Annotated in this window: 17 protein-coding genes, 1 pseudogene and 1 riboswitch; of the genes and pseudogenes, 11 read left to right on the top strand and 7 right to left on the bottom strand. The window is 51.1% G+C overall.

What is annotated here, in order from left to right:
* Window positions 1–33 precede the first annotated feature (33 nt).
* Complete coding sequence (locus LKK83_RS30075; RefSeq protein ID WP_324635149.1) at window positions 34–978, top strand: aldo/keto reductase; 945 nt, start codon at window positions 34–36, stop codon at window positions 976–978.
* A 124-nt stretch (window positions 979–1,102) separates the two neighbouring features.
* Complete coding sequence (locus LKK83_RS30070; RefSeq protein WP_324635148.1) at window positions 1,103–1,618, top strand: methyltransferase family protein; 516 nt, start codon at window positions 1,103–1,105, stop codon at window positions 1,616–1,618.
* A gap of 125 nt (window positions 1,619–1,743) precedes the next feature.
* Here LKK83_RS30070 and LKK83_RS30065 read toward each other — a convergent pair whose 3' ends face one another.
* Entirely contained in the window at window positions 1,744–2,472 is a 729-nt protein-coding gene (locus LKK83_RS30065; RefSeq protein WP_324635147.1) for a hypothetical protein, read from the bottom strand.
* Between the two features lie 349 nt (window positions 2,473–2,821).
* Between LKK83_RS30065 and LKK83_RS30060 the strand changes: the two genes are divergently transcribed.
* From LKK83_RS30060 to LKK83_RS30040, 5 genes are all read left to right on the top strand, one after another.
* A complete protein-coding gene (locus tag LKK83_RS30060; protein WP_324635146.1) occupies window positions 2,822–3,154 on the top strand; it encodes a hypothetical protein in 333 nt (110 codons plus the stop codon).
* A gap of 293 nt (window positions 3,155–3,447) precedes the next feature.
* On the top strand, window positions 3,448–3,699 hold the full coding sequence (locus tag LKK83_RS30055) for a hypothetical protein (RefSeq protein WP_324635175.1): 252 nt from the start codon (window positions 3,448–3,450) through the stop codon (window positions 3,697–3,699).
* A gap of 418 nt (window positions 3,700–4,117) precedes the next feature.
* Window positions 4,118–4,212, top strand: a riboswitch (TPP riboswitch).
* A 6-nt stretch (window positions 4,213–4,218) separates the two neighbouring features.
* Window positions 4,219–5,592, top strand: a complete 1,374-nt coding sequence (gene thiC / locus LKK83_RS30050) for a phosphomethylpyrimidine synthase (protein WP_324635145.1) — start codon at window positions 4,219–4,221, stop codon at window positions 5,590–5,592.
* A gap of 439 nt (window positions 5,593–6,031) precedes the next feature.
* Complete coding sequence (locus LKK83_RS30045) at window positions 6,032–7,366, top strand: TrkH family potassium uptake protein (protein ID WP_324635144.1); 1,335 nt, start codon at window positions 6,032–6,034, stop codon at window positions 7,364–7,366.
* A gap of 296 nt (window positions 7,367–7,662) precedes the next feature.
* Window positions 7,663–8,358 carry a potassium channel family protein gene (locus LKK83_RS30040; protein WP_324635143.1) on the top strand — a complete coding sequence of 232 codons (696 nt, stop codon included), beginning with the start codon at window positions 7,663–7,665 and terminating at the stop codon, window positions 8,356–8,358.
* A 228-nt stretch (window positions 8,359–8,586) separates the two neighbouring features.
* Here LKK83_RS30040 and LKK83_RS32510 read toward each other — a convergent pair whose 3' ends face one another.
* From LKK83_RS32510 to LKK83_RS30030, 3 genes and pseudogenes are all read right to left on the bottom strand, one after another.
* Window positions 8,587–8,811: a tetratricopeptide repeat protein gene (locus tag LKK83_RS32510; protein ID WP_442957393.1), complete on the bottom strand. Its 225-nt coding sequence runs from the start codon at window positions 8,809–8,811 to the stop codon at window positions 8,587–8,589.
* A 64-nt stretch (window positions 8,812–8,875) separates the two neighbouring features.
* Window positions 8,876–9,277 (bottom strand): annotated as a pseudogene (locus tag LKK83_RS32505) (tetratricopeptide repeat protein); the annotation flags it as partial.
* A 3-nt stretch (window positions 9,278–9,280) separates the two neighbouring features.
* Complete coding sequence (locus LKK83_RS30030) at window positions 9,281–10,039, bottom strand: tetratricopeptide repeat protein (protein ID WP_324635142.1); 759 nt, start codon at window positions 10,037–10,039, stop codon at window positions 9,281–9,283.
* A 425-nt stretch (window positions 10,040–10,464) separates the two neighbouring features.
* On the opposite strand from LKK83_RS30030, the gene LKK83_RS30025 reads away from it, so the two are divergent.
* A complete protein-coding gene (locus LKK83_RS30025; protein WP_324635141.1) occupies window positions 10,465–11,073 on the top strand; it encodes a sulfite oxidase-like oxidoreductase in 609 nt (202 codons plus the stop codon).
* A 67-nt stretch (window positions 11,074–11,140) separates the two neighbouring features.
* On the opposite strand, the gene LKK83_RS30020 is transcribed toward LKK83_RS30025, so the two are convergent.
* A complete protein-coding gene (locus LKK83_RS30020) occupies window positions 11,141–12,526 on the bottom strand; it encodes an aldehyde dehydrogenase (protein WP_324635140.1) in 1,386 nt (461 codons plus the stop codon).
* Window positions 12,527–12,880: 354 nt separating this feature from the next.
* On the opposite strand from LKK83_RS30020, the gene LKK83_RS30015 reads away from it, so the two are divergent.
* A complete protein-coding gene (locus LKK83_RS30015; protein ID WP_324635139.1) occupies window positions 12,881–13,534 on the top strand; it encodes a Uma2 family endonuclease in 654 nt (217 codons plus the stop codon).
* A 158-nt stretch (window positions 13,535–13,692) separates the two neighbouring features.
* Here LKK83_RS30015 and LKK83_RS30010 read toward each other — a convergent pair whose 3' ends face one another.
* The gene (locus LKK83_RS30010; RefSeq protein ID WP_324635138.1) at window positions 13,693–14,934 is read right to left on the bottom strand and encodes a nuclease-related domain-containing protein; all 1,242 of its coding nucleotides are present in this window, start codon (window positions 14,932–14,934) and stop codon (window positions 13,693–13,695) included.
* 465 nt (window positions 14,935–15,399) lie between these two features.
* On the opposite strand from LKK83_RS30010, the gene LKK83_RS30005 reads away from it, so the two are divergent.
* Window positions 15,400–15,780: a DUF6464 family protein gene (locus LKK83_RS30005; protein WP_324635137.1), complete on the top strand. Its 381-nt coding sequence runs from the start codon at window positions 15,400–15,402 to the stop codon at window positions 15,778–15,780.
* Between the two features lie 12 nt (window positions 15,781–15,792).
* On the opposite strand, the gene fmt is transcribed toward LKK83_RS30005, so the two are convergent.
* Window positions 15,793–16,794 carry a methionyl-tRNA formyltransferase gene (gene fmt / locus LKK83_RS30000; RefSeq protein WP_324635136.1) on the bottom strand — a complete coding sequence of 334 codons (1,002 nt, stop codon included), beginning with the start codon at window positions 16,792–16,794 and terminating at the stop codon, window positions 15,793–15,795.
* Window positions 16,795–17,174: 380 nt separating this feature from the next.
* Between fmt and LKK83_RS29995 the strand changes: the two genes are divergently transcribed.
* Entirely contained in the window at window positions 17,175–19,196 is a 2,022-nt protein-coding gene (locus LKK83_RS29995; protein ID WP_324635135.1) for an abortive infection protein, read from the top strand.
* Window positions 19,197–19,296: the final 100 nt, after the last annotated feature.

Here is a 19,296-nt window from a genome sequence, read left to right as displayed (position 1 = left end):
ACAAATAAAGAAACGAGTAAGGACATCAGAACCGTGAACACGATCGCGCTTGGTAAAAATGGACCGCATGTCTTGCCCCTTGGTATTGGCGCGTGGTCCTGGGGAGACAAACTCTTCTGGAACTATGGCAAAGACTACGGACAGGCAGAGGTTTCCGAAGCCTTTCACGCGGCGCTAGACGCCGGCATCACCTTCTTCGACACCGCCGAAGTTTACGGTCCGGGAGAATCCGAGAAATTGCTCGGTCAGTTTATCCAGCAAACCGACAAACCCGTGCAGGTGGCCACCAAATACGCCCCCTATCCCTGGCGGTTTACAGGTCGGGCCGTCTCCGACGCCCTGAGCGAAAGTCTCGATCGCCTGCAATTGCCCCGGGTAACATTATATCAAGTACACTGGCCGTTTACCTTCTTTATGAGTCAAGAAACCTTGATGAATGCCTTGGCGGATGAAGTGGAACGCGGCAGAATCGAAGCGGTGGGAGTGAGTAACTATTCCGCCGACGAAATGCGCGAAGCCCACCAAATCCTTGCCGCGCGCGGCATTCCCTTGGCAGTCAATCAGGTGAAATACTCCCTGCTGTCTCGTAAAGTGGAAAGCGAAGGCATTGTGAGTACCGCCCGCGAATTGGGGGTGGTGATTCTGGCCTATAGTCCCCTAGCGCAGGGGTTGCTCACCGGGAAATATACCCCCGACGGGAAAAAACCCACCGGTCCGCGTCAGTGGGATTCGCGCTTTCAACCAGAAGGGTTGCGGAAGATCCAACCCCTGCTGAATGTATTGCGAGAGTTGGGGGACAAGTACGAGAAAACCCCGGCGCAAGTAGCGCTCAATTGGCTGATTGCCCAAGAAGGGGTGATTCCGATTCCTGGGGCGAAAACTGCCACACAGGCGCGCCAAAATGCCGGCGCTTTGGGTTGGCAGTTAAGTGCGGATGAAGTGGCGAAGTTAGAGGAACTTTCTCGTCCTTGGTTATAGGCGCGCTGCCCTTCGTTCCCCCTGGGGGGAACGATAGCCTCGGGGCGGCTGTGTCGTCCCCTAACACCCCGCCTTTTGTTACAATAGATTAAAATCTATGTAGTTATGTAACGGAGGATGGAAGATGAGAAGGCTCTTGACAAAATGGGGATTAAATGAGATGAGCTGGCGCGGCGATCGCGGCGAATATTGGTTTTTGGCTCAAGCTGTGTTAATTGTGGCATTTGTGCTGTTGCCCGCCTATCGCCCACCGGGGTTAAACTTGCCTTCTGCGATCGCCGAATATGCCCTCTGGGGCGTTGCCGGTGCGATCGCCCTGGTGGCGTTGATTTTAATCGGAAAAGGACTGTTGGATTTAGGCGGAAATCTCACCCCCTTGCCCTATCCCACCGAAAATGGGGAGTTAGTGCAAACCGGGATTTATGGCATCGTGCGACATCCTTTATATGGTGGCTTGATTTTAGGCGCGATCGCCTGGTCTTTGGTGCAGTTGAGTCTCTCTCACCTCCTCGGCGTAGCCCTGTTATTTGCCTTTCTCGACGCCAAAAGCAGACGCGAGGAAGTTTGGTTAAGCGAAAAATATCCGGAATATTTCGATTATCGCCAACGAGTCAAAAAGCTGATTCCGCTGATTTATTAATCGCGATATTGTGGGCGATTTAGTCACTTTTTTCGGTTTTCTATAATTCCCAAAATTTAACCGATAAAAAACCGGGCTTTATCAGTAAAGCCCGGTTTTTTATAAAAAAATCTCCACCTAGCGGTTCAAATTTCCCTCGGAGAATCCGGTTCCGACTCCTCCGGTGCAGCATCAGGAGAATCGGTTTCTGGCACAATCAAGGGGAACTGGTCTGGGGAAAGCGTCGCCTCAAAAAAATACAGGCGATCGCAATAGCGATTCTGCGCCGAACACACGGTTTCAATTGCCACATTATTGGCTTCGCTAACATTCAGGGAAAGCATAACTTTTTCCCCAGGTCTTATGGTTTCCGAAGCCGTCCGCACGCCATCTAAATAAACCGTTACCACATTCGGTGGACTTCCGCGATCGTTATCGCGCATTCCAAAATCGAGCAAAAGAGACTGAAACGCCCCCGTTGCATCTTCCCTTTCTTCCGGTAAAATTCGACAAGTAATCGAGGCTTCTCGGCTACCCGGTCCTAAAAATAAATAGGAGCGATAAACCTTTCGCCCCACCGCCACATCCAGGGTTTCTTCCCGCGCTCGACCCGGACCATTGCTGACGCATTGAGTGTCGAATAGATAAACAGGACGCGCTTCTTGCGCCTGTACCTCAAGTAGCAGCGGGGATGCTAACCCGAAAGAGAGCATCGCACCGCCAATTAATTGAGCGATTAAGCCAGTTTTTTGCATGGCGTCACCAACCAACAAATAGGGTTTTACCTTTTTATGATATCGAATTCCGGCAACAACAGTCACCGCCAGGGCGATCGCCTTTAGGGTAGAAATCCAGCCGGTGACAATTCGAGACACAGCCGCCACACAATTTGGCCGATCGAGCGGCAGAAATTCCGCCCCCTTAACCCGGGTTTTCTGTTTTCCCCTCCGGCTATTTTTTGCCGCTCCTGGTCCAAAAGTTGGTAAACATCATCAGAATCGCCCCGATGAAAATCACCACAGCCAATCCGCCGGCCACTAAATTTAACACCTCTGTATTTTCCATTTTCTTATTTTCCTTGGCTCGTTGACAGCTTTCTTCGTTTTATCATATCCCCGTGCCCGAAAAAAAAATTTTCCAATTCTTCCCAGATGGAAAAGTATATGCTATAGTTTAAACGGAGAAAGACTCTCTCGATCCTACAAAACTCTTTAGAATTGTATAATGTTTGACATCCTTTGCGAATTTTCCCGCACCCACTGCCTCACCATTTGCGCCCTCCTGGTGCCCGCCAACTTGCTAGCCACCTTGCAAACCCTCATTTTTACGGCCCTGGGATTGTCCGCCCTCTCCGTGCGCCTCATGGGCGGAATCGCCAGCTTGTACGCTCTGGTAATGGTCTTTCACGTCTTGACCTGGTTCCTCATCGGCGTGGTGATGCCTCCCACCTACATCCTCCTGGGTCTCGCCACTCTCTGTCTCGGGATTAACGCCTGGGCGATCGCCCATTCCCCCAGCATGGTGCAACTCTTCCGCCAAGCCCGCCTTCCAGTGTAGCACCGCTCCCTCCGGAACCAATGGCGCGGGAAAGCCGCCCGGGATTTTTGTTCACCCACAATCCCGTCATTTTGTCAAGGTTTTCCCGGCGATCGCACCCCCTCACATGGGCAACTGCGCCCATTTGCGATCGCCTCCAATCCCCACTCAACCCCCCGCAATTCCCCTTCAGCCCCATTGCAAACAGTGCTATCCTATCCCTGAGCCTTTATCTGCACTCTCGCGCGATCGCCCTTTCTCATAGTCGGCGATCGCGGTCGTTGATTGTCGTTGCAACCCACCCCAAACCAACCATGAAAGACAAATTTCTCCAGTGGCTTAACCTCTTTTTAGTAGCCAATGTATTTTTCGTTTTCCTCAGCTTCTTGTGGTTCGCGATCGCCGTTATCGGTCGCTCCACCGGCGTCAATCTCGGACTCGATTTATGGCAGAAACTCTGGCAACCCGTCTTTAATCCCGCCATTGGCATTCTCATGGCCGGCGCTCTCTTAAACGGACTGATAAGCTGGCTATCCAAGCGCTTTAATCAATCCAATCAACTTTAATCCCTCCGGTGCGTACTGCCCACCTGGCAATTTTGCTAAAGAGCAAACGGAAATATTTGTCCAGGGTAATTTTGATTTTAATAACCCGGCAATTCCTGTAGGGTGGGCAGTACACCCCTAACAATTTTATCGCTTAAAATCCCTTGCTTTCCCCCGAGAATAGCAAGTCACCTGCAACCGAGAAGAAGACACAATTCCGGTTACTTTTTCCCAAATCCACCGCTCCATAGCTGGATCGCTCGTGCGGCAATCAAGGCATGATTTTACCACAATCCGCGCCCAATGCATCCCACGCCCTGGGGTCCGAATAACTCAGGCGATCGCCCGCCAAAGTCCCACCCCAAGACCCTTACCCCTGCCGAAGTGTTAAGATTTGCTGCGTTCCACCTCGACAAATTCTTCAACCGTGTTAAAATCCCGATCGAGCTAGGGGTGCCCGAGTCTCGGGCTGAGACAGTCCCTTAGAACCTGAGTCTGGGTAATACCAGCGGAGGGAAGCTGTTATTTGAGGACACAATCATGCGAGCACAATGGGTTGCCAATCGGCGCGGGCAAAAGAACGTTAGCCAAATGCACTACGCCCGCCAGGGTGTAATCACCGAAGAAATGGAGCATGTGGCGAAACGGGAAAACCTGCCCGCCGACCTGATTCGCGACGAAGTGGCGCGGGGACGGATGATAATCCCTGCCAACATCAACCACACCAATCTCGAACCGATGTGCATCGGTATTGCCTCCAAATGTAAAGTCAATGCCAACATCGGTGCTTCTCCCAACTCTTCCAACGTCCAGGAAGAACTCGACAAGCTCAACCTTTCGGTCAAATACGGTGCCGATACGGTGATGGACTTGTCCACTGGGGGCGGCAATTTAGATGAAATTCGCACCGCCATTATCAACGCTTCCTCGGTTCCCATCGGTACGGTGCCGATTTACCAAGCGTTAGAAAGCGTTTACGGGCGGATGGAAAACCTGACCCCGGATGATTTTCTGCACGTCATCGAAAAACACGCGCAGCAAGGGGTGGACTACATGACCATCCACGCCGGCATTTTAATCGAAAATCTGCCGTTGGTGAAAAACCGTCTCACGGGCATTGTATCTCGCGGCGGCGGGATTATCGCCAAGTGGATGCTGCATCACCACAAGCAAAATCCCCTGTACACCCATTTCGACGATATCATCGAAATCTTCAAGAAGTACGATGTTTCGTTTAGTTTGGGGGATTCCCTGCGTCCCGGATGTACCCACGATGCGTCCGACGAAGCGCAACTCACCGAACTGAAAACCCTGGGACAACTGACTCGCCGCGCCTGGGAACATGACGTGCAGGTGATGGTGGAAGGGCCAGGTCACGTACCGATGGACCAAATCGAGTTTAACGTGAAAAAGCAGATGGAAGAATGTGCCGAAGCACCGTTTTACGTGCTCGGACCGTTGGTGACCGATATCGCTCCCGGTTACGACCATATCACTTCCGCGATCGGGGCGGCAATGGCAGGGTGGTACGGCACGGCAATGCTGTGTTACGTGACGCCGAAAGAACACCTGGGCCTGCCCAATGCGGAAGATGTGCGAAGCGGGTTAATCGCCTATAAGATTGCCGCTCATGCCGCAGATATCGCCCGCCATCGTCCGGGAGCGCGCGATCGCGACGACGAACTCTCCATCGCCCGCTATAATTTCGACTGGAACCGTCAGTTCGAACTGTCCCTCGACCCCGATCGCGCCCGGGAATATCACGACGAAACCTTACCGGCAGATATCCACAAAACCGCCGAATTCTGCTCGATGTGCGGTCCGAAATTCTGCCCCATGCAAACCAAAGTTGACGCCGACGCTTTGACCGAATTAGAGAAGTTCTTAGCCAAAGAAACCGTCAGCCAAGGTTAACCTAAAATCAAACTAAGGTGGCCACAGGCCACCTTTTTTTTCATCGAGTAGAATCGGGCGATTGTCCTCCCCAAAACCCGCTCGATTGCCAATATTATTTCTGGTTATATAACTGCATACATAATTGAGTATTTCAATCAAGGAAGCGATCGCGTTCTCTTTTCAGCTTCGATCTCGTTTCTAAAATCTATCCCGCAATTCCTCCTCCCTTCCCCCACCGGGCACCGCAGGCCAAACTATTGCAGGTGTACAACCAGCGATAGCTCAACCCTACTCCGAGAGAATCAAATCGGAGGAGGGAGTCACCGGGGAGAGAAAACGCGATCGCCTTCCTCCGGTAAAATAACCGAGGGAAGTTAGAGCAGATGCGGCGACGCAGCCCAAACCTGGAGATGCAAGCTAAACCCAAAACTCTAACACAACTAAACCTACATTTGCCATGACAGTTTCTAGAACGATTTGTCTCGGCTTTCTGGTACTCATTAGCATCGGCACCTTTTTGCTAATGCTACCCATTGCCACAGCAGACGGGACTTGGAACAATTTTGTGACTGCATTCTTCACCGCCACCTCGGCGGTGTGCGTGACGGGTTTAATCGTCGTAGATACCGGCAGCTACTATTCGGGAATTGGGGAATTTTTTATCCTCTTTCTGCTACAGATTGGCGGGTTGGGCTACATGACTGCCACCACCTTTTTGCTATTGCTCCTAGGGCGGCGATTTGGATTGCGGGACAGACTAGCCATTCAACAATCCTTAGACAAAGCAGAAATGGCCGGCGTAGTGCAACTGGTGCGCTCCATTATTGCCACCACCTTAATCTTTGAACTCACCGGCATATTTTTCCTCCTCCTGATTTTCGTGCCCGATTATGGGTGGAATTATGGCATTTGGCTCTCGGTATTTCATAGCATTAGCGCCTTTAACAATGCCGGATTTAGCTTATTTGAAGATAGCTTAATGGGGTATGCCACCTCATTGCCGATGAATTTAATTATCACCTTTTTAGTCATCTTTGGTGGCCTCGGCTATCAAGTGATTATGGAAATTTATATGTGGATACGCGATCGCTTCGCCCGCAGTCGAGAACGAGTAGTATTTTCCCTCCACTTCAAAATCGTCACCACCACCACCCTATTTTTGCTCGCCCTCGGCACCGTCGCCTTTTTCTTCACCGAAGCAAACAATCCCGCCACCTTCGGTCAATTTAGCTTCGGCGAAAAAATCATCACCGCCTGGTTCCAATCCGTCACCACTCGCACGGCAGGATTTAACACCATCCCCCTCGGAGAAATGACCTCGGCGGCATTATTTATCACCATTGCCTTCATGTTTATCGGAGCCTCTCCGGGCAGTACCGGGGGCGGAATCAAAACCTCCACCATGCGAGTCTTGCTCAGTTGCACCAGAGCGGTTCTCCAGGGACGCGAGCAAGTGCTGTGCTTCCAGCGCCAGATTCCCGTGGAACTGATTTTAAAAGCCGTAGGAGTCGTCGTCGCCTCCATTGGAATGGTCATCCTGGGAACCATCGTCCTCGCCGTCACCGATTCCACGTTCCCCTTTATCGAACTCCTCTTTGAAGTGGTATCGGCATTTGCCACCGTGGGGCTATCCACCGGGATCACCGCCGCCATCTCCCCCCTAGGCAAAGTGGTTTTGATTATCATCATGTATGTGGGGCGCGTCGGGATGCTGATGCTGATGAGCGCCATTCTCGGAGACACCAGACCCACCGCCATTCGCTATCCCGAAGAAAATCTGTTGGTGGGATAAATCACTTTTTCCCCCCAAACTTGCTACGGTAAAACCATTCACTTGCTCTCTCCTTCCCCCCCCCTTATCTTCCCTCCTCTTCGGACCCGGTGCCAGAGGGCACAATCCAGGGCCAGGAGGCGAAAAAGGCAACTCCCAGATATAGCAATGCGTTTAGGAGTTGTAATATTTTTCATGGGGTGCGAGGGACAAGAAATTCTACGAACCCCCTGTTTCTTGTCTCTCGCGCTCTCCTGTCAATCACACCACTCATTTAGTGACTGTTTAATCAATCGATTCCCATCAAGGTAGCAACTGTGAATTTATCCTCTCTGAGTTTCTTTCGGAATCTGCATCCAGAAAATAAGCAATTTGCCGTTATTGGGTTAGGGCGATTTGGTCGAGCCGTCTGTTTGACCCTGCATGGTTTGGGATATGAAGTGCTCGCCATTGATATGGATGAAAAAAAAGTCTCCCAAGCCCTTACCGATCGCATCGCCGCCCACGCTTTAGAACTGGATACCACCGAACCCACCGCCATCCAACAAGCGGGAATCACGGATTTCGATACGGTGATTGTCGGCATCGGCAATTACTTAGCCCAAAGCATTATTACTACCCTAAATTTGAAAGAAGAGGGGGTAAAACATGTAGTGGCAAAGGCATCGTCGGAAATTCACATGAAATTGCTCAAAAAAGTGGGCGCGGACCATGTAGTATTTCCAGAACGGGAAATGGGGTATGCTTTGGCGCGAAATATCACCAAACCCAGCATCCTCGATAGCTTTGAACTGGATCCGGAACACAGCATCGTGGAAACCCTCGTCCCGGATAATTTTGATGGGAAAACCATTGCCGAACTCGAACTTCGCAATCGCTATGGGCTGACTGTTTTAGCCGTCAGTCACGATAGCAAATTTGAAATTAATCCTCCGGCAAATCGCTTGCTGAAGAAAGGCACCATTATGGTAGTGATTGGTTCGAATAAAGGAATCGATCGCTTAACGCCGTGAGGGAACCCAAATCGGCAATTCAAATCCTGCCAAGGCACAGGCAAAGCGCGTTAGCAACTATGCCCGTTAAAGCTATAGTCCGCCGACGCGGACTCATTTTTTTACAGGGATTTCGGCGGAGTTGAGATTCTCCCATTTTTCAACAATAATGATGCAGATGAAAGGTAGGGACATGGCAGTGTCTTTCCCCGACGGGATATCTGTCTCGTGAAGGCATGAAAATTGGGATTAAAGGTCTGCCGCCGATTCAGTTTGTTGGGCTTTTAAAGCGTTGCCGAGATTGATAAAAGCCTCGGCTAAATTTGGGTCGATCGCGATCGCCTGTCGCCATGCGGCGATCGCGTCTTGGGGCTGTTCGCGTTGATACAACGCCACGCCCAAACTGTTGTAAGCATTGGCTAAATTTGGATTGCGCGCGATCGCTTCTCGCTCTTGCGCGATCGCTTTTTCCATCTCTCCCGCTTCGGAGAACGCTTCGCCTAAATTGTAATGCGCTCTCAGCCAAATTCGGATCGAGGCGCACGGCATTTTCCCAGGCTTCGATCGCCTCAGCTTTTTGATTTTGTCGGTTCAGAGCTTGCGCCAGTCCATTGTAAGCCGTGGCTAAATTGGGATTGCGGTCCAGGGCTTCTCGCTCTTGCGCGATCGCGGCACTCAGTTCTCCCTGCACTCGCAGGATCCGCCCCAATCCCGCATGAGCTTCGGCGCGGTTGGGATTGCGCGCGATCGCCTGCTGATAGTTTGCCTTTGCCTCTTCTAGGTCTCCCGCCGACTCCAGTTGCTCACCTAAGTTATAATATGCCTCGGCCAAATCTGGGGCAAGTAACTCACTTAAACCAGTATCCTGTGCGATGGCCTGTTCGTAGGCGGAAATGGCTTCTCGCAACTGGCCTCGGGCTTTCAGGGCGTCGCCTAACTTCGCTTATGCTTCACTTAAGTTTGGGTTGCGGGCCACGGCGGCTTGATAGATGCTCACCACCTCCGATTGACGCCCGGTGGCTTGCAAATTGTTGGCTAAATTAAACTGCGCTTGGGCCAGATTGGGATTGAGGCGCAGGGCTTCCCGAATTGCCGCGATCGCCTCCGAGACCTTTCCCTGAGTCAGGAGTAGCGCCCCGAGGCGATCGTGGGCCTGCGCCAGATTCGGATTGAGGCGAATCGTTTCTTGCAACGCGGCGATCGCTTCGGCGGTACTGCCTTCATCTTGTCGCAACAGGGCGAAATTGTACTGGGCTTGCGCTAAATTAGGGTTCAGGCGGATAGCTTGTCCATACGCCGCCACCGCCCCAGCGCGATCGCCCTGGGCATTCAGGGCACTACCTAAGTTATTGTAAGCTTCGGCGTAATTGGGATAAAGGCGAATCGCTTCCCGGTACTGGGCGATCGCCGCTTCCACTTCCCCCCGTTGCTGCAGCGCCCGCCCCAAGGCATTGCGCGCCTGGGGATAATTTGGATATTGAGCTAAGGCTTGTTGCAAACTGGCGATCGCACCTTCCACATCCCCTTGTGCTAAGCGTTCCACCCCGGTTTCGTAGTAGCCGCGCGTGATTACATTTTGCGCCACAACCAAAGATGCCGACTCCGGGCCTGCAACCACTACTGCAGAGGCGATCGCCGTCCCACAACAGAGGCTCAATACGCCGCAAAGTCTGGTTGTGAACCGATGAGGCATAGCAAACATAGATGACAACCCCAACAATTTGACCGACAAGGACATCAAGTTCGAGAAACGAAATCGGCGCTTTTCTCCCGACAAAGCGCTTGGCAGAACAACGAGACCCACCCCGGCAAATCATGGCATGCAGTGCAATCAGCCCGCGAGGGACTTCGCCTGCATGCGCCGCGACACCGATGCTCGCCCGTATCTGGTTTTCATACCATACCACAAGCCAAAGCTCCCTCTACCCTCATAGGGAGAAAATTAACAAGGAATTAAGAAGAATTAAGCACTTTTTTAATTCTGCCTTTTCAATTCTTAACTTTTTCTCCTTCCCTGGGAAAAGCGCCGATATGATATGATGGCTTTTTAAGTGAGGGAAACCCTCGGGGAATCCCGAAGCGAAATGACAATGGCACAATTAAAATAGCAGTGCATCAGTAGAAATTATGCTGGGTAAATTTTTTAAGAAACCCGACCCCGAACTGAGCGATCGCGTTCCTCCGGGTCAGTATTTGACCAAAGGATTTCCCGTACTCACCTACGGGGATACACCGCAAATTTCCACCGACGAGTGGGAATTTAAAATTACCGGATTAGCCACCCCCGCTACCTTCAAATGGGCCGATATTATGGCCATGCCGCAACAGGAGTTTACCGCCGATTTTCACTGCGTCACTCGCTGGTCCAAACTGGATGTAAAATGGACCGGGGTAAAAGTCCTCGACTTAATGAAACAAGTGGAAGTCGATCCGAAAGCAGTTTACGTGATGGAGCACTGTTATGGCGGTTATACCACTAACATTTCAATAGCAGATTTGATGCGCGAGGAAAACTTCTTCGCCCATACCTTATTCGGCGAACCGCTGCCCGCCGAACATGGCGGCCCCCTGCGGTTGGTAGTGCCCCATCTTTATGCCTGGAAAAGTGCCAAATGGATTAATGGGTTTGAGTTTCTCAGTGAAGAAGAATTAGGCTTCTGGGAACGCAATGGCTATCACCCCCGAGGCGAACCTTGGGCAGAAGAACGCTACAGCAATAATCTGTTTGGATTGTAAGCGTTTTGTGGGGTAGGGAGAGTGAGTCGTTCCCAGCCAATGCTGGGAACGAAATTACCCGCAAAAATTAGCCGCCAAACATGAGTTTTTTGATTAATTTGAGCTTACCTTTATAGGGAGCATAGCGCCAATCTAAATCGAACAAAAACGATTTTTCCAAGACGCTTTTTTGGTGGGAAAAGGTATCGAAACTGGCTTGGCCGTGATAGCTGCCGATACCGCTATTCCCGACGCCGCCAAAGGGCAATTCAGAGACGCCGAGGTGCATAATCGTGTCGTTGATGCAGACGCCGCCGGAAGAGGTTTCGCGCAGGATTTTTTGCTGGATTTGCGAATTTTTGGAGAAGAGGTAAAGGGCGAGGGGTTTGGGTTTGTCGTTGACGATCGCGATCGCTTCCTCGAGGTTGGAATATTCCAGGATGGGTAAAATTGGCCCAAAGATTTCTTCTTGCATCAGGGGGGAATCTAAAGAAACGCGATCGACTACCGTGGGGGCGATATATCGTTCCTCGGCATTAGTTTCCCCGCCGATCGCGATGGTGTCGCAGTCTGTGAGCAATTCGGCGAGGCTACGAAAGTGTTTGTCACTGATAATCCGGGCAAAATCCGGGCTTTCGGCAGGGTTTTCGCCATAAAATTCTTTAATAGTCCGGATAATTCCCGCCGTTAATTGAGGTTTGATATCGCGATGGACGAGGAGATAATCTGGGGCGATGCAAGTTTGGCCTGCATTGATAAATTTTCCCCAGACAATGCGGCGACAAGTGCTGTCTACATCGATATCGGGTTCCACGATGCAAGGGCTTTTGCCGCCCAATTCTAAGGTGACGGGAGTCAATTGTTTCGCCGCCGCTTCCATCACTTTTTGACCGATTCGAGTGCCACCGGTAAAGAAAATATGGTCGAATTTTTCGGCGAGTAATTCTTTGGATTCTTCTACGCCACCTTCCACAACGGTGATATAAGCCGGATCGAAAGTTTGTTGGATTAAATCGGCGATCGCCCGGGAAGTGGCGCTAGAAAATTCCGAAGGCTTCAAAATCGCACAATTTCCCGCCGCGATCGCACCCACTAAAGGAGAGATGGTTAACTGAAACGGGTAATTCCAAGGGCTAATAATTAATACCACACCCAAGGGGTCGCGATAAATTCGGGCAGGGGCAAAGAATTGATCCAAGGGTCGCGCCACGGTTTTCGGTTTTACCCAAGATTTGATATGCTTGAGAGCGTAATTGATTTCCCGAACGACCCCGAGTTCGGCGGAGTAAATCTCTAACTTCGGCTTTTTCAGGTCAGCCTTAAGCGCATCCACCACGCTTTGTTCGCGATCGCAAATCGCTTGTTTGAGTTTTTCCAGTTGTTCGATGCGAAAGTCCAGATCTAATGTATTGCCCGTGGCAAAAAATTGCCGTTGAGCGCGGATTTTCTCGGTAATCGGGGAAAGAGTTAGCATGAGCTTTAGTTTAACCGGATGTACAGCAAAAGGCAAACGCCCTTTTTGCTTATTGTATGAAATTCTTGCAGATTTTTCACCTTGCCTTGTCCGGGGGTGACACACAGACCCTTCCGCTGTTAATGTACTCCGCAAGATTCCCAGGCTTTTTCCGCCCAATTGAAATGACGCGGCGTTTTTTGCCCAGGGCAGGTTTGCTGTAAAATTCCCCCTTGACCTCTCGCCTCCATTAAATCGGCTTCGAGGGGATATTATACTTTTGGTGAAAAGCGTCAAATTATACAATTTATGTGTTTTTCCCCTTGCCTATGCTAGACTAAAATCAGACTGAAAAAACTGGAGGCAAAATGTGGCATGGTACAAAAAATTGAAGCTTCCCAAAAGTCCGACATTATCTATCCCGAAAGCGACGGCAAACCAATGGCAGAAAATACCGAGCAATTCACCTGGATTGTGGTCATTAAAGAGAATTTAGAAATTCTGTTTGCCAACAATGCCGAGGTGTTTGTGGCCGGGGATTTACTGTGGTATCCAGTGCAGGGCAATAACAAACTTTGTCAAACCCCCGATGCCCTAGTGGTCTTTGGCCGTCCGAAAGGGAAAAGAGGCTCTTACAAGCAATGGGAAGAAGACAATCTTCCCCCGCAAGTCGTCTTTGAAGTCTTATCCCCGGGGAATACCTTGAAAGAAATGGCGAAAAAATTGCAATTTTACGACCGCTATGGGGTAGAGGAATATTATTTATATGACCCAGACCGCATCGATTTGAACGGGTGGCAGCGTTCTGACACTCGATTAAACGTCATCGAACAAATGAATGGATGGGTGTCGCCGCGCCTGGGAATTCGGTTTGAAATGACAGACAGCGGACTGGAGATTTATCGTCCCGATGGACGGAAGTTTTTGACCCCCGTGGAATTAGACCAACGGGCGCAAGCAGCAGAACAACGAGTCCAACGTTTGGAAGCGCGACTGCGGGAATTAGGGATTGACCCGGAACAGGTGTAATAGAGGCTCTCGGTGCGCGATATCCCTGGTTTTAGGAAGAATTGCAGGTGAGTAGAGACGCGATTTTGAAGCGTCTCTACGGGGGTTTTTGCTGGCGACGATCGCAGATTTTAATGCCTACTTTTGTCAACCGGATTTGCAATCGGCACTGCATACAATTAGAGTTGAATTTTGCGGATGTCTGCCACTTCTTGCCTGACCGTTGCGATCGCCACCAGACGACCTACGGTGGTGTAATGACCGCCGCCTTGAATCGGAGTGGTGGTAGAGCGCTCGCGAAATCGATCCAGATTCTCTAAAAACCACTCTCGCGTCGTCGGCATGGGCAACAAATACAACTCCCGAGGGGTGATGAAATAATAACACAGCCAATCCGCTTCGGTATAGATAAAACACCCGGGGGTGCCGCGTTCAAAATTGCTGTAAGTTTCAAAAAAGAAATTGCCCGTTTTGTGCCAGCGATCGCCCTTAATTTCCAGTTTAAACTGACCCTTGTTGGTTGTTAACAACAAATCTACATCAATTTGTTGATAATTCGGATCGTTTTCCACATTTTCTACGGTAATAGTTTGGGGCAAACTGGACAACCACTGGGTAATATCGGCGGTGGCTTGTTGTGCGACGCCAACGCCTTCAGTCATAGTATAAGTTTTGGGCACAACGGTGGGTTTTGCGGAATTTGCCGATCGCTTCAGGGTGGGTTTGGGTTTTGGTTTCGGGGTATTGCCCGGTTCGGGAAGGCGGTAATTGGCCACGGCATCGACGATGCGATCGACTTGTGCCGTACTAAGGCGAAGAGGCGAGTTATTTAGCACAGAAAAGAGCGCCTGAATGCCATGCAAAACCGGAACCGCACATTGTGTTGCTTCCACCCATTGCGCTACGGTAAACACCACCGGGGCGCTGATACAATCCTCGGGAAAATTATCCACTTCGGTGACGATCCACTGACGAAACATTTGCAGATGATAAGCGCTTTGGGAACTGGGACTGCTAGAAATGGCCACCCAACGGTTTCCTTCTCGGCGCTGCCAGCGATCGCGATGGGCGCTAAACGACCCTTTCCAGGTTTTGAGTTCGACTAAAAAAACGCCCCCCGGACCGATAATCAAATGGTCGATTTCCGTTAACCGTCCGGGTATTTTGGTAGGAATAAAGGCATTGTTAAATAAGATATAGCTGTCGGGAATAAATTTCAGTAACAGGGAGACAATTCCCTCCCCCAAGTTGCCTTTAAATTGATTGCTGAATTGATTCACATCAAACAAAAAACCGCCCACAGCACCGGCCCAGCCCTCGGGCAATTCGGATTGAGTCGCGGCGCGATTTTCTGCTATACTTTTGTCAACCTGCTGTTTAAAAGCTTGGCGCAGGGATGGGTGTTGAGATAAAGTTTTCATGGGGTCAGACCTCACGAGCGATCGCGGGAAACCGATGGAACCGGGGATTGAGCGATCGCCATCCCCGGTACGTTTATTGTCGTCCTGGTTTGAGTGATGCCACGAATCGGCGAGGGTTTCTGCTATCCCGAATACAGTTTTGGGAAAAAGCGGTAGGGCAAAATTGGAGAATTGAGAATTAAAAATTGAGAATTAGAAATTCCCAATTGCGGTGGGGAGTGAGAACGAAAAACGAGGAATGAAAAATTAAAAATTAAGAATTAAGAATTAGGGATTAAGAACTAAGAGGTAGGCAGAGGGAAAGATTGGTGGTGAAAAATCGAAGCGCAGATGTGGGGGGGGATAGGGAAAGCAAAGGTTACGAGGGCGATCGCGATAAAAAATCTTAAGTTATTTGGACTTTCACCGAGGTTGAGCGATAGATTGCGCTAACGTAAAAAATGTAAACAGCTTAACAGGAGAACTATGGAGCCAGATTCTCTACCAACCGAGGTCATACTGACCAAACCAGTTCAATCCCTGGGAAAAGTCCAACTCGATTGGAATCCGCAACCGGGGAACTATTTAGATTTAAAAGGAAAAACCTACGCAGTCTTAGAACGGCGTCACCGATACCAACTCAAATCCGGGCGCTATCGCTTGCACAACATTGCCCTCTACGTGCAATCCGCGCAACGACCGCTCGAGAAAACATGTGTAGAGGGGCGCTGGGTACTCGGAGATGCCTCCTGTCGCTTCAACGCCCATTCGGAATTAATTCGCTGTGCGGTCAACCCAGAAGGACCTTGCGCCGAATGTCGCTTTTACGAACCCGCCACAGAGACAACCGAGCGATCGCGGTGCTAGGGAAAACGCAGTTCAGCCATTTTCAAACACATCCCCCACCTGTAAATGAGTGCCATTTGCGAAATCCCAGCCCGACTGGGCGCGTTTGCCCGCCAGTTGAACTTGTTGCAACAGCAAAAATCCCTCCCCAGTTTTGACGATCGGGCCGATATGTTTGGCAATGCTGACCACCTCACCGGGAGTACCCGAACCGGAATAAAGGGCCGGCCAAGTATGTTCGAGGACGCTAAACGAGGGAGGGAGCTGTTCCCAATACTCATCCCCCACCGGTGCGGTGGCGATCGCTTTCAAATCCTGACCGCGAAAGCGCGCCACGCAATTGGGGAAAAAGCCGCGAATTTGGTTATGCAACGCGATCGCGCTGCGCGACCAATCCAGTTTGTAATCCTCCTTTTTAATCAGCGGCGCATAGGAGGCTTGCGAATCATCTTGGGGAATCGGTTGCACCTGACCCCGCTTTAACTTCAACAAGGTTTCCACCAACAACCGCGCCCCCAAACTAGCCTCAGTCTGAGCCAAGTGGTGAGCATTTTCCAGCAGTTCGATCGGCGTGTGAGCCTTCAGCAGCATCGGGCCAGTATCCATCCCGGCATCCATCAGCATTGTCGTGACACCAGTTTCCGCCTCGCCATTGTACAAACACCATTGAATCGGTGCCGCCCCTCGGTATTTTGGCAGCAAAGAGGCATGGACATTGATGCACCCTAGAGGCGGCATCTCCAGTATTTCCGGAGACAAAATCTGACCATACGCCGTCACCACGAACGCATCTGCCCCTGACTGTCGCAGCTTTGTCAGGGTCTCGGGGTCTTTTTTAACTCGTCTCGGCTGCCACACCGGCAAATTATGCGCCAATGCCACAGATTTCACTGCTGATGGGATTAACTGGTTGCCCCGCCGACGACGCTTATCCGGCTGCGTGACCACCGCCAACACTTCAATTTCGCCATCGGCTAATAACATTTCCAAACAGGGAACGGCAAACTGGGGAGTCCCGAAAAATACGACTTTCATTTTGGTCAGCAGTCACGTAGGTGGTTCAGGTGAATCATCAAAGGGGGTGTTGCAGTACCATGAGAGTACCAACGAACGGGGAGCAGTGACCCGCGATCGCATGGCCTGCCCCCAGATAGTTTCGCAGATCGGCGGCACCTTTGTCCAAACTGCCCCCTATCTCCGGCTGCGCGAGAGCTGCCGTATTTTGCGAAAAAATGATGCATTCTCAGTCTTGGTTTTTTAGGATACCATCATTCATAACCGTTTCATTCTATCCTGTCGCAATCCTTGTCCTCGCCAACACAGGCTCCACGCAAGCCAACTTCCATCCCCTCTTCACAGGTAGGCTAGAGGGCAACCCCTTGTCCTTTTTTCCACCCTCCACCTGATGCTCGCCGATGAACTTCTCGATTCCCGACTCGATCGCATCTGCTTTTCAGTTCTTCTCCAACCCCATCGCCGCCGGGATCGGGCTGGGTGTGGTGCTGCTGGTGCTGACGGGCGTTCTCATCGCCTTCTATCGCCATCGGTTCGAGACCCGCGAAGAACTGCCCCTAGAGGACTCCTCCCCTGCGATTTCCGAGGATCTGCTGCCCCACCTGCTCGATTCCGCTTCCCAAAGCGCCGCCGCTCGACTGTATCAACCCATCGACTTATGGACCGGGCGCTTGATTTTACCGCCCCCAGATCGTCGCGACCCCGAAGGTGCGGTCTGGTTTGAAGTTCACAATGCCGATCGCGCCTACGCCCATCTCAAACATCGCGTGGTCACGTTGAAATGGACTCGCTCCCCGGAAGTCCAGAAATTCGTCCGCGCCGTCACCGTGGATGTCCGCTTTACCCGCCAAGCCAAACACAGTCACAAAAAAGGCTTCGTCCATCCGATCCGACTGGATAAACTCAATACCGTCGGCCCGTTAGAATCCCTCGCCGGCGCGCGCCCGGAAGATAACGTTATCGTCGCTTTGCATAACCCCGTGGTAGACGAGCGCAGTGGCGAACCGAGTTTAATTATTTCCCGCCAACCGGTGGAAATTAGCGGGCGTCTGGTGGCTTTGGTGACGATTATTCAGCGGGTTGCCCATAGCACAACAGGTGGTATAAGTCAACCCAAAACGGGCAAAAAAAACAAAACCGACCGGGGAATTGCCGATGCAGGCCCGATAAAAAGCGATCGCTTTCTGGTACGTCACTATAACAAAATCACTGGGGAATTCGACGGCCCTTTTGACCTGATTCGCATTCCCCAAGTGCCGCAAAACAGCAACGGTATTTACCCTTCCACCCATCGGGCGATCGAAAAATCTCCCTTAAATCCAGAAGGATGGTACGTTTATGGGCAAAAAGATGGGGATAGTCTGTTTGTGGTGCAAGCGATCGAACCGCGTGGGGCAATGCGTCTCAAACCCCAACAACTTGCCCTGGGCACTCAAAACGCCCTGACCTATCTGAAAAAACAAAATTGGCAAAATACCTCGGATAAAAAAGGTACCGCCTCTACTATTTTGCTCGACCCGATCGCAGAAAATCCCAGAGCGGCGATTTCCGCTTGGCAAGAAGGTGACAAAGCGATCGTTATCCATGTCTTTGGCGGGATTGGCGGGAAAAAAGCAGAACCCACCCCTTTCGGCGTGGTTACGGGTCATTTTTCCTATGGCATCGCTACTGTAGTTCGCGATATCCTCACCGGTGAATTGCGCTTTGATATCGAATATCGGCAGGTGTACGCCCACAACCGCCAAGGTATCCTCTCTGATGCGATTAAATGGTTTAGTTTTATGGGGGATTTACAGCGCGGCTGGTTGGGGACGCGACCGATTTGCGATATCTTGGTTAAATTCGACCCGCTTACCGTGGATTATGATTTTGACGGCATGAAAATTTCGCCAATGGCTGAATTTCGCCGCCAATTGGCGATCGTCTGCGCCCGATATCGCACGGGAAATGGCACCGGCGCATCGGTGGTGACGCCAGAATCCTCTTGCGTGCAGGATTCCAATCAAGCGCTCTATATTACGATTAAACGCATCGAACATGCGATCGCCAATACTCCCCGCATTCAAGAATGGCAGCAACATTTCCCCGACCATCCCCAAACTTGGCAATTCAAACAATTAATCAATCTGGGCAAACATCTGGAACGCCATTTAATTCCTTTTGGCATCGCCCAACCAGACTGGCGTCAAAATGTGGAACAAATCGCCGCCAGTGACCAACCGGAAAACCTCATCAGCACCCTTGTGAAAGGGATTATCGCGTGGCGCACGATGCTCCCGCGTCCCGCCCAAGATAACATTGCCAAAATCCTCTTAAAGCAAGGTGCCGCGCTCTGGGTCATCCGCACCAATCAAGTGGGCGGGTTTAATCCCCATATCGCCCCCACCGCCCCCACCGGCATCTTTACCCATCGCCTGGGCTAATTAAAAGGTTGCCATTTTTTTTCAGAGGGGATATAATGAGGGTAAAGCTCGTTGGCCGGGGCAGGACATAAAAGCAATTTACGCATTGCTTTTATGTCCT

Source organism: Phormidium sp. CCY1219, assembly GCF_035615515.1.
In the GTDB taxonomy this organism is placed as follows: Bacteria; Cyanobacteriota; Cyanobacteriia; order Cyanobacteriales; family Laspinemataceae; genus CCY1219.
The sequence above is the reverse complement of the archived record's forward strand: the minus strand, read 5'-3'. Positions and strand labels throughout refer to the sequence as shown.